Source organism: Nocardioides astragali (genome assembly GCF_024436375.1).
Classification (GTDB): domain Bacteria; phylum Actinomycetota; class Actinomycetes; order Propionibacteriales; family Nocardioidaceae; genus Nocardioides; species Nocardioides astragali.
Genome location: NZ_JAFMZM010000005.1, coordinates 100,992 through 115,550, shown reverse-complemented (window position 1 = coordinate 115,550; position 14,559 = coordinate 100,992). Strand labels below are relative to the sequence as shown.

Annotated in this window: 15 protein-coding genes; 10 read left to right on the top strand and 5 right to left on the bottom strand. The window is 69.4% G+C overall.

All coding sequences use genetic code 11. The features are described 5' to 3' along the window. Positions 1-13 precede the first annotated feature (13 nt). The gene (locus tag J3P44_RS17580; protein WP_255891762.1) at positions 14-271 is read right to left on the bottom strand and encodes an RNA-binding S4 domain-containing protein; all 258 of its coding nucleotides are present in this window, start codon (positions 269-271) and stop codon (positions 14-16) included. Positions 272-275: 4 nt separating this feature from the next. Further along, positions 276-1,574 (bottom strand): DUF445 domain-containing protein, encoded by a 1,299-nt coding sequence (locus tag J3P44_RS17575; RefSeq protein WP_255891761.1) that lies wholly within the window; start codon positions 1,572-1,574, stop codon positions 276-278. A 53-nt stretch (positions 1,575-1,627) separates the two neighbouring features. Between J3P44_RS17575 and J3P44_RS17570 the strand changes: the two genes are divergently transcribed. Together J3P44_RS17570 and J3P44_RS17565 are read left to right on the top strand one after the other, a co-directional pair. Next, positions 1,628-2,023, top strand: coding sequence for an FAD synthase family protein (locus tag J3P44_RS17570; protein ID WP_255891760.1), 396 nt, complete (start codon positions 1,628-1,630; stop codon positions 2,021-2,023). A gap of 64 nt (positions 2,024-2,087) precedes the next feature. Then, positions 2,088-3,668 (top strand): MXAN_6640 family putative metalloprotease, encoded by a 1,581-nt coding sequence (locus tag J3P44_RS17565; protein WP_255891759.1) that lies wholly within the window; start codon positions 2,088-2,090, stop codon positions 3,666-3,668. Here the strand turns inward: J3P44_RS17565 and J3P44_RS17560 are convergent. After that, entirely contained in the window at positions 3,658-4,266 is a 609-nt protein-coding gene (locus J3P44_RS17560; RefSeq protein ID WP_255891758.1) for a TetR/AcrR family transcriptional regulator, read from the bottom strand. The two genes, J3P44_RS17565 and J3P44_RS17560, sit on opposite strands and share 11 nt — an antisense overlap. Before the next feature lie 40 nt (positions 4,267-4,306). On the opposite strand from J3P44_RS17560, the gene J3P44_RS17555 reads away from it, so the two are divergent. Genes J3P44_RS17555 through J3P44_RS17535 form a run of 5 tightly spaced genes read left to right on the top strand, consistent with a single transcriptional unit; the run spans position 4,307 to position 8,847 of the window. Continuing rightward, positions 4,307-5,560: an acyl-CoA dehydrogenase family protein gene (locus J3P44_RS17555; RefSeq protein WP_255891757.1), complete on the top strand. Its 1,254-nt coding sequence runs from the start codon at positions 4,307-4,309 to the stop codon at positions 5,558-5,560. Next, positions 5,557-6,351 (top strand): SDR family NAD(P)-dependent oxidoreductase, encoded by a 795-nt coding sequence (locus J3P44_RS17550; RefSeq protein WP_255891756.1) that lies wholly within the window; start codon positions 5,557-5,559, stop codon positions 6,349-6,351. Before J3P44_RS17555 ends, J3P44_RS17550 begins: the two co-directional genes overlap by 4 nt. Before the next feature lie 5 nt (positions 6,352-6,356). Next, positions 6,357-7,421 carry a phosphotransferase family protein gene (locus J3P44_RS25605; protein WP_255891755.1) on the top strand — a complete coding sequence of 355 codons (1,065 nt, stop codon included), beginning with the start codon at positions 6,357-6,359 and terminating at the stop codon, positions 7,419-7,421. After that, positions 7,418-8,086 (top strand): histidine phosphatase family protein, encoded by a 669-nt coding sequence (locus J3P44_RS17540; RefSeq protein ID WP_255891754.1) that lies wholly within the window; start codon positions 7,418-7,420, stop codon positions 8,084-8,086. The genes J3P44_RS25605 and J3P44_RS17540 overlap by 4 nt, the downstream gene beginning before the upstream one ends. Before the next feature lie 17 nt (positions 8,087-8,103). Then, positions 8,104-8,847: an SDR family oxidoreductase gene (locus J3P44_RS17535; RefSeq protein ID WP_255891753.1), complete on the top strand. Its 744-nt coding sequence runs from the start codon at positions 8,104-8,106 to the stop codon at positions 8,845-8,847. Positions 8,848-8,949: 102 nt separating this feature from the next. Here J3P44_RS17535 and J3P44_RS17530 read toward each other — a convergent pair whose 3' ends face one another. Both J3P44_RS17530 and J3P44_RS17525 read right to left on the bottom strand, forming a co-directional pair. Next, on the bottom strand, positions 8,950-9,555 hold the full coding sequence (locus J3P44_RS17530; protein WP_255891752.1) for a dihydrofolate reductase family protein: 606 nt from the start codon (positions 9,553-9,555) through the stop codon (positions 8,950-8,952). Positions 9,556-9,618: 63 nt separating this feature from the next. Then, positions 9,619-10,473, bottom strand: a complete 855-nt coding sequence (locus J3P44_RS17525) for an NmrA/HSCARG family protein (protein ID WP_255891751.1) — start codon at positions 10,471-10,473, stop codon at positions 9,619-9,621. Between the two features lie 465 nt (positions 10,474-10,938). On the opposite strand from J3P44_RS17525, the gene J3P44_RS17520 reads away from it, so the two are divergent. From J3P44_RS17520 to J3P44_RS17510, 3 genes are all read left to right on the top strand, one after another. Further along, positions 10,939-12,168 carry a hypothetical protein gene (locus tag J3P44_RS17520; protein WP_255891750.1) on the top strand — a complete coding sequence of 410 codons (1,230 nt, stop codon included), beginning with the start codon at positions 10,939-10,941 and terminating at the stop codon, positions 12,166-12,168. Between the two features lie 443 nt (positions 12,169-12,611). Beyond that, positions 12,612-13,553 (top strand): S66 peptidase family protein, encoded by a 942-nt coding sequence (locus J3P44_RS17515; RefSeq protein WP_255891749.1) that lies wholly within the window; start codon positions 12,612-12,614, stop codon positions 13,551-13,553. 91 nt (positions 13,554-13,644) lie between these two features. Continuing rightward, a complete protein-coding gene (locus J3P44_RS17510; RefSeq protein ID WP_255891748.1) occupies positions 13,645-14,427 on the top strand; it encodes a phosphotransferase enzyme family protein in 783 nt (260 codons plus the stop codon). The last annotated feature ends 132 nt before the right edge of the window (positions 14,428-14,559 follow it).

Below are 14,559 nucleotides of genomic sequence, written 5' to 3'. Positions count from 1 at the left end.
GCCTCACCGCCCCTCACCAGGGGACGTCGATCTCGACCTCCCCGGTGGCGACCCTGGCCGCCAGCCCGCCCAACGTGACGACGTCGCCCGGGACGAGCTGGCGGCCGCGGCGCGTCTCGACCTCGCCGTTGACCGAGACCGCGCCGTCGGCGATCACCGGCTTCGCCTCGGCTCCGGTCTCCACCAGGTTGGCGAGCTTGAGGAACTGGCCGAGCCGGATCGACTCGTCGCGGATCGGGACGTCCACGGGCTCAGGCGTCTCGGGGGGCATGTGCTCAGTCAACCAGCAGGCTCACGGTGTGGATCAGCACGCCCACGAGCCCGCCGACGATGGTGCCGTTGATCCGGATGAACTGGAGGTCGCGACCCACGTGCAGCTCGATGCGGCGGGCGGCCTCCTTGCCGTCCCAGCGCTCGATGGTGTGAGTGATCACGGTCGTCAGCTCGGCGCCGTAGCGCTCGATCACGAAGACGGTCAGCTCGGCCGCCGTGCGGTCCAGGCGCTCGCGCAGCGCCGCGTCCTCGCGCAGCCGCTGGGAGAAGAGGTTGAGCTCGACCAGGAGTCGCCGGCGCACGGCGCCCTCGCGGTCCTGGATGGAGCCGAGGAGGGCCGAGCGCATGGCCTTCCAGAGCGAGATCGCGGTGGTCACGACCTGCGGGTGGTCGAGCAGGCGCACCTTGAACGCCTCGGCCCGGGCCTGGGTCTCCTCGTCGTTGAGGAGGTCCCGCGCGAGCTGCCCCAGCATCGAGTCCAGCGCATCGCGCGCACGGTGCTGCGGGTCGGCCCGGATGTCCTCGATCCAGGCCACGGCCTCGACGTGGATCCGGGTGGTCACCGCGTCGTTGAGCTTGGGCGGGGCCCACCACGGCGCCCGCTCCCCCAGGACCCGCGAGAAGGTCTCGGGGTTGTCGACGAGCCAGCGGTGCATCTCCTCGAGCGCCAGGTCGACCAGGCCGTGGTGCAGGTCGTCGCGCAGCACCTCCATCAGCGTGGTGCCGAGCAGCGGCGCGATGGGCTCCTCGCGGAAGCGCGGCACGAGCGCCTCGGTCACCAGGTCGGCGATGTGGTCGTCGCGAACCTTGCCCAGCGCGATCGCGGCCACGTCGGACACCTCGTCGACGACGCGGCGTGCGTTGGCCGGGTCGGACAGCCAGTCGCCCACGCGCGCGGAGATCGCCGCGGCGGCGACCCGCTCGCGAATGATGTCCTCCTGCAGGAAGTTCTCACCGACGAACTCCTCGAGCCCCTTGCCGAGCTCGTCCTTGCGCTTCGGCACCAGGGCGGTGTGCGGGATGGGGAGGCCCAGAGGGTGCTTGAACAGGGCGGTGACCGCGAACCAGTCGGCGATGGCGCCGACCATCGACGCCTCGGCGCCCGCGTTGACGAAGCCCCAGAAGCCCTCGCGTCCCAGCGTGGCGACGTACACGCAGGCCGCCAGGAGCAGCAGCCCGACGGCGACCGTACGCATCCGGCGGAGGCCGCGGCGCCGCTCCTCGTCCGCGCCCGGGTCGGGCACGATGAGCGAGATGCGGGGCTGCTGTGAGGGAGGTGTGGCGGTGGCCTGGCGGGGCATGGGTGCCATCCTCCCCCACTGCCCATCAGATTCAGCGTGCCAGAATGCCGCGCATGCCTCGCACCGTGATCACCTTCGGGACGTTCGACGTGTTCCACGTCGGGCACCTGCGCGTGCTGGAGCGCGCGGCGGCACTGGGCGACCGGCTCGTCGTCGGCGTGTCCGCCGACGCCCTCAACGAGCGCAAGAAGGGCCGCGCCCCGATCTTCAGCGAGAAGGAGCGGCTCGCGATCGTGGCCGCCCTCAAGGTGGTCGACGAGGTCTTCGTCGAGGAGAGCCTGGAGCAGAAGCGCGACTACATCCTCGAGCACGGCGCCGACGTCCTCGTCATGGGCGACGACTGGGCCGGGAAGTTCGACGAGCTCGACGACGTGTGCGAGGTCGTCTACCTCGAGCGCACTCCGGCGATCTCCACCACGGCGATCATCGAGCACATCGCCGACCTGTGATGCGTTTGGCTGTCCCCGGCACGGGTTAGGGTCTCTCTTCGAGATGACAACCATGAGGGGAACCATGCGCAGACTCGTCACCACAGCTGTGGCTCTGGCACTGATGGGCGGCGCGGCTCTCTCCGCACCCGCCGTCGCCGCCGACCACGAGCGTCAGACCGGCCCCGGCACCACCGGCGTCCTGGACCCGGCCGAGGCCCTGGAGCTCGCTCCCGAGCCGGAGCTTGACCGTCTGGAGACCGCGAGCGCCTCCGAGACCCTCGCCACCGCGCGCCGGGTGATGAGCGGCAACGCCCTCCCCCGCGACCCGTCCGCGACGCTCGTGCTGCGCGACCTCTGGTTGAAGAAGTCCGAGCTGCGTGGCGCCGAGCGCCGCCAGGCCGACGCGATGCTCGCCAGGCCCACCGACGGCGCCGGCGACCCACAGGGGTTCGGCTACACCGCCCCCGAGGCGCCTCCGCTCTGCAACACGCGGCTGTGCCTGCACTACGTCGCCTCCGGCCCTGACGCCCCGCCCTCCGCGGAGTGGGCAGCGCACAACCTGGCGGTCATGGACTCGGTGTGGACCTCCGAGGTCGACCAGATGGGCTTCCGCCCGCCGCTGGCCGACGGGGCCAAGGGCGGCAGCCCGCTCTTCGACGTCTACCTCAAGGACCTCGGCGGCGACATCTACGGCTTCTGCGCCGGTGAGAAGCGCGTCAAGAAGCGCACTGCCTACGGCTACTGCGTCCTCGACAACGACTTCGCCGCGGCCCAGTTCCCGACCGGCACGCCCGACGGCAACCTGCGGGTCACCGCCGCCCACGAGTTCTTCCACGCGGTGCAGTACGCCTACGACTACGCCGAGGACCCGTGGATGATGGAGTCCACCGCCACCTGGATGGAGGAGCGGCTCGCCACCGACGTCAACGACAACCGCCAGTACTTCCCCTGGAGCCAGATCTACGCGCCCTACGTCCCGCTTGACGCCTTCAGCCGCAACGCCGGCTTCCAGTACGGCAACTGGATCTTCTGGGAGTACCTCTCCACGCGGTACGGCGTCGGCATCGTCAAGAAGGCCTGGGACCAGGCCGGCTCCCTCAAGAGCGACGGCGGCAAGTACAGCATCACCGCGCTGCAGAAGGTGCTGAAGGGCAAGGGCGGCCTGACCAAGGTCTACGCCAAGTTCGCCGCCGGCAACCTGACGCCTGCCGCCACGTACCCCGAGGGCGCCGAGTACGCCTTCCCGAAGGTCCGCGGCGCCAAGAAGCTGAGCAAGGGCAAGCGCACCAAGCGCTACGCCACCAAGATCGACCACCTGGCCTCTGCCTCGTACGTCTACGTCCCCGGCAAGGGCCTGGGCGCGAAGAAGTGGAAGCTGTCCGTGGCCGTCACCGGTCCGGTCAAGAGCACCTCACCCTCCGCGGTCGTGATCGTCCACCTCGCCAACGGCAAGCGCCAGGTCAAGCTGGTCAGGCTCAACCGCGGCGGCGACGGCCGGATCAAGGTCAGCTTCGACAACCGCAAGGTGGGTGCCGTGTCAGTCACCCTGGTCAACGGCTCCACGCGCTTCAAGTGCAACAAGCGCACCGTGCTCGCCTGCGGTGGAAAGCCGCTGGACGACAACGCGCGCTTCTCGGTGACGGGACGCGTCGTCACGCGCTGATCCGCAGGAGCGCGTGGAGGGCTGCGACGCACTCCGCCACCAGCTCCGACAACGAGACCGGGCGTTCGCCGGTCGGCACTGCCGACCAGGTGAGCGCCCGGTCCTCTGTGTAGGCCCACCACGCGCGTACGACGTCGCGCTGGCGCTCCGGCACCCCCAGCCCTTTCACCACCCGGTCCGTGCTGCCGTCGCGCACCGACTCCATCACCTCGCTGACCCGTGGGTCGGCGACGCCGTGCCCGTGCACGAGCGCGAGGTAGAAGTCGCGCCGCCGCTCGATCTGCTCGATCATCAGCCGGGTGGTCGCCTCGACCTGCTCGTCACCGGAGAGCCCCTCGTCGGGTGCCGTGTTGCGCAGGATCCGCCGCCCGGCCGCCCCGATGCAGGCGAGGTAGAAGTCCGTCTTGGTCGGGAAGTAGTGGAACAGCAGCCCGCGGGAGATCCCGGCCTCGGCGGCGATGTCGTCCATCGAAAGGTCCTGGATCGGGGTCTCGACGATCTGGGACAGGCCGATCGCCACCAGCTGGCGTCGGCGGTCGTCCGCGCTCAGCCGACGGCGTACGGGTGTGCTGGGCGGAGCGTCGGCGTGATCAGGCACACTGTTGAGCATTGCTCAACAGTGTGCCAAGGTCAATGCCATGGACTTCTCCCTCTCCCCGCGGGCTGCGGACCTCCGCGACCGCGTGCGCGCGTTCGTCACCGACGAGATCGAGCCGGTCGAGGCCGCCGCCCACGCCCGGATCACCCGCCTGCGCGAGTCCGGTGGCGACAGCTGGACCCCTGACCCGGTGATCGCCGAGCTCCAGGCCAAGGCGCGGGAGCAGGGTCTCTGGAACCTCTTCCTGCCGGCGGCCCACGCGGGCCGGTACGCCGCCGACTTCGGCACCGACGGCGGCGAGGGCCTCTCCAACGTCGACTACGCGCCGGTGGCCGAGGCGATGGGCCGGTCGTTCCTCGCTCCCCTGGTCTTCAACTGCAACGCGCCCGATACCGGCAACATGGAGGTGCTGCTGAGGTACGGCACGCCCGAGCAGAAGGAGCAGTGGCTGGAGCCCTTGCTGCGCGCGGAGATCCGCAGCGCGTTCTGCATGACCGAGCCCGACGTGGCGTCCTCCGACGCGACCAACATGGCCGCCACCGCGCGTGTCGAGGGCGACGAGGTCGTGATCAACGGCCGCAAGTGGTTCTCCACAGGGATCGGCAACCCGGACTGCAAGATCCTGGTCTTCATGGGCCTCTCCGACCCCGAGGCCGACCGCCACTCGCGCCACACGATGGTGCTGGTCCCCCGCGACGCGGAAGGGGTGAAGGTCGAGCGGATGCTCAGCACGATGGGCTACCACGACGAGCCGCTGGGCCACGGGGAGGTGTCCTTCGACGACGTGCGCGTCCCGGCCGTCAACGTGCTGCTCGGTCCGGGTCGGGCCTTCGAGATCGCCCAGGGCCGGCTGGGGCCGGGGCGCGTCCACCACTGCATGCGAGCCATCGGGCTCGCCGAGCGAGCGCTCGAGCTCGGGTGCGCCCGCGCCGTCGGGCGCACCGCCTTCGGCAAGCCGATCGCCAACCTCGGCGGCAACCGCGAGCGGATCGCCGACGCGCGGATCGCCATCAACCGCTCCCGCCTCCTGGTCATGCACGCGGCCTGGCTGCTCGACCAAGGCATGAGTCGCGAGGCCTACTCCGCGGTCAGCGAGATCAAGGTCGAGGTGCCCAACATGGCGCTGGGCGTCATCGACATGGCGATCCAGCTGCACGGCGCGGCCGGCATGACCGACGACTTCCCGCTCGCCGCGGCCTGGGTCGGCGCCCGCTCGCTGCGCCTCGCCGACGGTCCCGACGAGGTGCACCGCAACGTGATCGCCAAGATCGAGCTCGGAAAGCACCTCGCATGAGCACCCCGAGCGGCCGGCGGGTGCTCGTCACCGGCGCTGCCTCGGGCCTGGGCGCCGCCCTTGTCCGGGCCTTCCGCGAGCGGGGTGACGAGGTGCTGGCCACGGACATCTCCTCGGCGCCCGGCATCGACCTGGTCCTCGACATCACCTCCGACGACGACTGGGCGGCGGCTGTCGACAACGTACGCCACCGGTGGCGCGGGCTCGACGTGCTGGTCAACAACGCCGGCGTCGCCGTCGGTGGCCGGGTCGACCTCTGCACGCTCGACGAGTGGCAGCGACTCACCGACATCAACCTCTTCGGCCTCGTGCGCGGCACGAAGGCATTCGTCCCGATGCTGAAGGAGCAGGGCTCCGGGCACCTGGTCAACGTGGCCTCGCTGGCCGGTCTCGTGCACCCGGGCGGAATGGGCTCCTACAACGCGGTGAAGGCCGCGGTGGTCGCCTTCACCGAGACCTGCGGCCACGAGCTGGCGTCGTACGGCATCCGCGCCAGCGTGGTGTGTCCCTCCTACTTCCGCACCAACCTGATGGACTCGATGCAGGGAAGCGACGAGGTCGTGGGCCAGGTCGTCGCCGGACTGGTCGAGCGCTCCCGGATCACGGCGGAGGACATCGCGGCCGCTGTGCTCGCGGGCATGGATGCCGGAGAGGACGTCATCGTCCCCGACGAGCCGGCGCGCCAGGCGTACTTCCTCAAGTGGGCGGACCGCCCCGCCTACGACGCGCTCATGCGCGAGCAGGCAGCCAAGCTCCACGCGGCTACGCTCGAGACGGGACCGGCGCAGTGACGGCGGTGCCGGGCGCACGCGAGGTGCGCGAGGAGGACTCGTTCGACGTGGCGCGGGTGGCGGACTGGCTCCGCGCCCACGCGACCACGCCCGACGGCCTCGAGGGCGAGCCCGCGGTGCGGCAGTTCACCGGCGGCGCGTCCAACCTGACCTACCTGCTGCGCTACCCGTCCGGACGCGACCTGATCGTGCGACGGGCGCCCCAGGGAACCAAGGCAAGAGGGGCGCACGACATGCGCCGCGAGCACCTCATCCAGTCGGCGCTGGCACCCGTCTTCGACTACGTCGCGCCGATGGTGGCCTTCTGCGACGACGCCGAGGTCGTCGGCGGCGACTTCTACGCGATGGAGCGCATCCCCGGCGTGATCCCCCGCAGCGAGTGGCCCGCCGACGTGCCCCTGTCGCCCGAGCAGGCTCGCGCGCTGTGCCTCGACGTGGTCGATGTCCTCGCCGAGCTGCACGGCATCGACGCCGAGGCAGCCGGGCTCGCCGACCTCGGCAAGGGCGCGGGCTACGTCCGACGACAGGTCGAGGGGTGGTCGGTGCGCTACCGCAACGCCCGTACCGAGGACGTGCCCGACCTCGAGCGCGTGATGGCCTGGCTCGACCAGCGCCAGCCCGACGACGTCGCCACCTGCGTGATCCACAACGACTTCAAGCTCGACAACCTCGTCCTCGACAGTGACGACGTCACCCGCGTGGTCGGCGTGCTCGACTGGGAGATGGCCACGCTCGGCGACCCGCTGATGGACCTCGCCGGCTCGATGGCCTACTGGGTCCAGGCCGACGACCCCGAGGACGTCCAGCTGATGCGGCGCGTGCCGACCCACCTCCCCGGCATGCTGACCCGCGACGAGTTCGTCGCGGCCTACTGCGAGCGCACCGGGCGGTCGGTGACGTCCGAGCAGTGGCGCTTCTACGAGGTCTTCGGACTCTTCCGAATGGCCGTGATCGCCCAGCAGATCTACTATCGCTTCTTCCACGGCCAGACGACCAACGAGATGTACGCGCTCTTCGGGCCGGCCGTGCAGATCCTCGGGCGGCGGCTCGACGGGCTGGTGGAGACGTGAGCCGCGTCCTCCTCGTCCGCCACGGACAGGCGTCCTTCGGCGCGGCTGACTACGACGACCTCTCCCCCACCGGACACGAGCAGTCGCGGGTGCTGGGCAGCGCCCTGGCGGCGCGCGGCATCGTCGCGGACGTGGTGGTGGCCGGTGAGATGAAGCGGCACGCGCAGACCGCCGCCGGGGTCCTCGACGGCGCGGGGTGGGGTGGCGGCGTACAGGTGGACGCCGGCTGGAACGAGTTCGACCACGTCCAGGTGCTGGCGGTCCACGACCGGCCCGCGACGACGGAGGGCGAGTCGGAGAAGGCCGCCTTCCAGCGCTGGTTCGAGGCCGCGTCGCTGCGCTGGACCTCCGGCGACCACGACGACGCCTACGACGAGTCGTTCAGTGCCTTCACAGCCCGCGTGGGGGCCGCCCTCGCCCGGCTCGTCGACGACCTGCCACGCAAGTCCACCGCCGTCGTGCTCACCAGCGGTGGCCCGATCGCGTGGGCAGCCGCGTCCCTGCTGGCAGATGACTCCGCTGCCCGCACCGCCCTGTGGCTCCGGCTCAACCCGGTGTCGATCAACACCGGCGTCTCGACCCTCGTGTGCGGTGGCCGTGGCACGACGCTGGTCGCCTTCAACGCCCATGACCACCTGTCCCCCGACCAGCTGACCTACCGCTGACTTCCTCAGGAGCTTCCATGTCGACGATCCTCATCACCGGCGCGAGCAGTGGCCTCGGTGCCGAGATGGCCCGCCAGTTCGCAGCCCGGGGCCACGACCTCGCCCTGTGCGCACGGCGTACGGACCGACTCGCCGAGCTCGCCACCCAGATCACCACGGCGCACCCCGACCGGACCGTGTCGGTCAAGGCGCTCGACGTCACCGACCACGACGCCGTCTTCCGCGTCTTCCAGGAGTTCCGCGCCGAGCTCGGCGGGCTCGACAAGGTCATCGTCAATGCCGGCCTGGGCAAGGGACAACCGCTCGGCACAGGGCGCTTCGACGCCAACCGCGAGACCGCGGAGACCAACGTCATCGGCGCCCTCGCGCAGACCGAGGCGGCGGCGCAGATCTTCCGCGCGCAGGACGCGGGTCACCTGGTGATGATCTCCAGCATCTCGGCGCTGCGCGGGATGCCGGGCAACATCACGACGTACGCCGCGACGAAGGCCGCGGTCGCCCACCTCGCCGAGGGCTTCCGCGCCGACGTGCACGGCACGCCGATCAAGGTGACCGTGCTCTACCCCGGCTACATCGTCTCCGAGATGTCCGGCACCGCCACGAGGACCCCGCTGATGGCCTCGACCGAGAAGGGTGTGCGCGCCATGGTCGAGGCGATCGAGAAGGAGAAGGCCTCCGCCCGCGTGCCGGCCTGGCCGTGGGGTCCGCTGGGGTTCGTGATCAAGCACGTGCCGGTCGGGTTGCTGCGGCGGATGAGCTGACGCCTGGTGGGGCCTCGCGTCCGTGACCGCGATGGCCCACGAGGTGGCACAGGCTGGTGACCGGCGACGGTCATGTGGCCATGAGTGACGCAGGGTTGGCGGCTAGTGCTTGACGACCTCATACGTGAGATGGGTAGCTCGGGGTGACTCGGTCACTTCGCGCTGGAGCAGCGTGGTCGGGCCGACGAGGGCGAACAGCCTCGTGCCGCCACCGACCAACAGTGGTGAGAGGTGGATGCGAAGCTCGTCGACGAGGCCGGCTGCCAGGCACTGGTCGATGACGTTCGCGCCGCCCATGATGAACACGTCCTTGTCGCGCGCAGTGGCACGACCCTGGTCGATGGCGGCCGCAACCCCCTCCGTCACGAACCGGAACCTCGACGCGAGCCGCACGTGGGCGGGCGGCTCGTGCGTGACGACGTAGCACAGCGGAGCTACAGATTGGTCCTGGTCGTGCCCGTATCCAACTTCGTCACTCCAACCGTTCGGACCGTCGACGATGTCGAACAGGTGCCGGCCCATCACCACCGCGCCCGTCGCCTCGAAGCTGCTCGCCAGGACTGCCTCGTCGACGGGCGAGCGCGGCTCTTCTAGCACCCATCCGTGGATCCCCTCGCCTTCGATGCCGAGGCCGTGCTCCTGATCCGCGGCGGGCGCAGTGACGTAGCCGTCCAGCGACATCGAGATGTCCGCGATCACTTTGCTCATACTCACTCCTCGTTCTGTCTGACTCGGGGTCGCGCGGGAGGTTGGGTGCACGACCACGACCCTCTACGCGCGCCCTCGGACGAAGTCCTCCACGGTCGCGGCGGTCGGGAGGAGCGCCCGCGTCCGGGTGACGTCAGCGTCGACGTCGTGATCTGCGAGCCAGCGCCACATGCGGCTCAGATCCCGACCAACGAACCGTTCGAACATCCACAACGGCATCGGAAAACGCCGGGGGCCGTGGCCGGTCGCTCGCCGCCACACGGCCCGGCACTGCGCAAGACTGCGAACGTCGGCGGCGAGGCCGATGTCCAGGCCGACATAGGTCGCCGGATCGTCAAAGGCTCGCGCCGCGATCGCTCCCAGGTCGACGGCGGACAACCAGGGCAGTGGCCGGTCCTCGCCGACCAGCCGCGGCATCAGGTGCCAGACCGCGACAGGAGGGTATAGGTCCTTGTCGGTCATCAGCTCCATGAAGGCCATCGGTCGCAGCACCGTGAGCGGCAAGCCGCGACTACGGGCGTACGCCGCTATCTCGATCTTGACGTCCCAGGCCGCGACACCGGTGGCGGGAGTACCGGGACCCGCCGACCCATAGACCAGGTGGGAGATGCCCGCCTCTGCGGCCGCGGCGACGACGTTGCGGCCCTGCGCTTCCTCACCTTCCTCGCCGGAGATCATCGGGTTCTGCACGTTGTAGACCCCGTACGCGCCCGCGCAGGCACGCTTCAGAGCGTCAAGGTCGTTCATGTCGGCTGTCACGACCTCGATCCCACGACGGGCCAGCTCGCGGGCCGCGGCCGAGCCCTCCGACCGCGTCACCCCCCGCACACGCCAGCCGTCGGCAACGAGCTGTCGGGCGACCGCACCTCCTTGGCGCCCGGTCGCGCCCGTGACCACGACCAGCTCGTCCCTCGTCATGACCCACCTCCAGGATCGCGCCACGCCAGACTCCAGTGTGCCGCGCGGCGCGCCCCGAGGGGAGGTCCACTGGGGCCCAGCCTCTCCGCGGGAAGCACGAGTCGGCGCGCCGCTCAGCCTCGCCTCCCGAGCCAGTGCACGACCGTCTCGCCTCGGCTTCAAGACACCATCAGAGGCACTTGCCGGTGTTGCGTTGACCGCCTGAGCCCGCACCGATGGGCGGACGTCGACGTAGCGCCTGAGGTCGGCGCACCTCCGCATTGCCGACCGTGAGCAGCGTGCGCACTACCTCCTCGACGGCAGCCGCGTTGCACGATGTCAGGGTCTTCACTCGTGTCTGGCTGACTTTGTGACCGTCGGCTGGGCCGACCTATTCCGGGGGCGGCCCAGTCTCCGCCAGAGGGTGATGACAACCTTTTGGGCCGATGCCTAGTCGTACGGGTTCGTCAACGATCAAGGGGAATCATGAGGAACATCAGTCTCACCGCCGCCGCGCTCCTAGGCGCGGCCCTGCTCGCGCCGATCAGCACGGCCACCGCAGCGGGCGAGACATGTCAGGGGCAGGCTGCGACCATCGTCGGGGAGCCCGGGAGTCAGGTCACCGGCACGGAGCGCGCGGACGTCATCGTCACGAACGGCGCGATGCGTGTCGAGGCGCTCGGCGGCGATGATCTCGTGTGCGCGACCGGCGAGAACGGCGGCGTGACCTACGCTACCGGCATCGTCATCCTCGGCGCGGGGGCCGACACGTTCAGCGGCGGGCACCACGTGATCTACGCGGGCACCGAGGACGGCACCGACACCGAGGCCGACGTCATCCGCGTCAACGGTTACGCCAACGTGATCTCCGGCATGGCAGGCCAGCCGAACGCCGACATCATCGACCTCGCCTTCGGCGAAGTCACGTGGAGCGGCATCCAGGCCGCCCCGGGCGCGGTGTCCGTGGGCACGAACGGCACCCTGGGCGTTCGATCCGCCAACGGCGACGTCACGATGGACGCCACCGGCACCGTGACCGGCGCCGACACGATGCTCACCTGGACGGGCCAGTTCTACAGGTTCGCCTTCACCACGTCGGCCGCTTACGGACGGTTCACGTTCCGCGGCACCGATGGCACCGAGCACGTCAAGGTCGGTGCGCCGAGGACGTTTGACCGCGACATCGCGCTCGGCGGCGGCGACGACTCCTACGAGTCGAACAGCCTGGGCGGAAAGGCGACGCGGATCAAGGGCGACGGCGGGCGCAACGAACTGCTGCTCGAACTCGATCGCCATGACCGGGTGCGTGCCGACCTGAGCCGTTCCCGGGTGACGGCCACCAAGGCGGGCGTCACGGACTCGATCCGCGTGCGCGGCTTTGGTGACCTCATCGTGACCGCGAAGCGCGCCGACGTCATCGGGACCAACGTCGCGAACAGGATCGGCATCATGGCGTGCCGAACGACGGTCAAGGTCAAGAAGGGCCGGGACAACGTCTCCGTCAACTCCACGTATCGCGGCGCCGAATCGTGGACCACGCCGCGGTGCGCCAAGTACAAGGCCACGATCTACGGCCACCGTGGCAACGACACCATCACCGGCAGCAGGGGCAATGACCGTCTCATCGGCGGCCCGGGCAAGGACATCGTGAGGGGTTTGGCCGGGCGCGACGTGTGCCAGGGCGAAACGATGTGGGGGTGCGAGAAGCGCATCTGACCGCCGCGTCAACGTGTCTCGTATGCCCCGCAGTGGGTGGGGCAGGAGCCGGGGGGTCCCCTTCCCCCGGGGGTGGCCCGGCGTACCGTCCGCGGTCCGACCGCGCGGAGCACACAGGTGACCTTGATAGGACGATGGCTTCTCCAAAGCGTCCGCTCGTGCCGCGATCTGCTCGACCGGATCTGCCGAGATGCGGATCATGCAGCCACGCGCTCATTCGATCCTGGCTCAGCGTGAGGAGAGCCATGATCTAGCGTCTGCGAGATGTCCACGGTGGATGAGCGGTGCTCGATGTGGGACGTGCAGAAGCAGGAGCGTCTCCGGGTGGGCAGACTCCCTCGCACCGCCCCGAAGCGTGGAGGTTTCCCGCCCCTGACACGCCGATGACGGGCATGAACACTCAGCACCCGGAGTCGCCGGGTTGCACCGAAGGAGACGCATCCATGAGTCCAGAGAACTTGCTGAGTTGGCCCACACTGGCCGCAGGCGACCTCGTTCGACTTGTTTCTCCTGCCAGCACCCCCAGCGAAGACGTCATCGCTGCTGCGCAGGCGGTCCTTGAGTCGTGGGGACTGGAAGTTGAAGTTGGCGAGCACGCGCGTGATCAGTGGGGGTACATGGCTGGGCGCGACTCCGACCGGCTTCAAGACCTGAACGACGCCTTCCGCGACCCGAACGTCCGCGCAATCATCACAACCCGAGGCGGGGCCGGGGCATACCGGATCTGCGACGACATCGACTTCGACGCCGTCCGGGCAAACCCCAAGCCGGTGGTCGGTTTCAGTGACATCACCTACCTGCACATGGCGCTATGGCGCGAAGTCCGTCTGCCCACCGTGCATGGGTTCCTGTTCCAGGTCGGCAAGCAGTCCCTCCAAACCGCGCGGAGCCTGCTGCTCGACGCTGAGCCCGTGGTGGTCCACCGCGACAGTGACGCCTACTCCGCCCGCATCCACAACAGCGGTGTCGCGGAAGGTCCGCTTCTGGGCGGGAACTTGTCATCGCTTTGCCACATGGTCGGGGCTGGACTGCCTCCGCTGCACGGGGCCATCCTGCTGCTCGAAGACAAGCGCGACATGGGCCTCGGTCGGATCGACCGACAACTCACCCAACTGCGTCGGGCGGGTGCGTTCGACGGGCTCGCGGGAATCGCGCTGGGCCTGTTCACCGGGTTCGACGACTACGAGGACCGAGGGTGGGCCTTGGTGGACGTACTACAGGACCACTTCGGAGCACTCGACCTCCCCATACTGGGTGGCCTGTCCATCGGACACAACGGCTTCGACGACGCTGGAGTGATGGACCAAGCCTGTGTCGCACTCGGCACGAACGCCGCCCTCGACGCTGACGCAGGCACACTCACCTCCCACCCCCCAACGCACTGAGTGCCGCGACCCGAGCATCCGCTCATGCCGATGAGTTCGCGTCCTCGTAACTTGTTGGTGTCCCGTCCGGCGATCGTGGAAGGGTGCCAGCATGGCGAACGACGAGGTACTCAACCGAGCGGCGGAAGTGAACGAGCAGTTCCGCCCGATCGAGTTGACGTCCGAGACGGTCACTCGTCCGGCCGGGGCGCACACCGCCACCGTGCACTCGTTTCTGCGGCACCTTCGCGCGAAGGGCCTGGACTGCGTCCCCGAGCCCGTGTCGCTGGACGGCGAAACCGAGACGCTTCGATTCATCGAGGGCGAGAGCGGCGGGGACGGGTGGAAACACCAGCACGACGAGCAGGGGTTGCGGTCGGCGGCGCGACTCTTGCGACGTATCCACGACGCGTCCGCGGATTGGGTCCCACCCGGCGACGCCGTCTTCGCCGCACCGGCGGTTCAGGGCGGTGACGTCTTCGTCAACGCCGACCCCGGACCCTGGAACTTCGTCTGGCGTGACGGCGAGGCCGTCGCGCTCATCGACTGGGACTTCCTTCACCGCGCACCCAGGCTCAGCGATGTTGCGTACGCCCTCCAGTGGTTCGCCCCGATGAGGGATGACCAAGCAGCCCTCGAATGGCACCACTTCCCGGAGGTCCCCGACCGGCGCGCACGCATTGAGGCCTTCCTTGACGCGTACGGGATGCCCGCCGACTTCGATGTTGCCGATGCTGTCGTCCAGCGCATCCGCTACACCAGCGAACACGTCCGGTTCCTTGCCGCCCAAGGGCAAGAACCTCAGAAGACGTGGGTCGCCGAGCACAGGGTCGAGAAGGAGGAACTGGCCGACATCTCATGGATCGAGGAGAACGGGATGCTCTTCTGCCGCTAGCACCTTGCGCGTCTCCGCACGGGGACGGCGTTCGCCGCATGGCCATCAGCGACGAACATCCGGATCTGCCGCGATCCGCGCGCTCGTGGTCAGGTGCTCCGCTCGTGGGACGCGCGCACAAGCGAGCGCCTG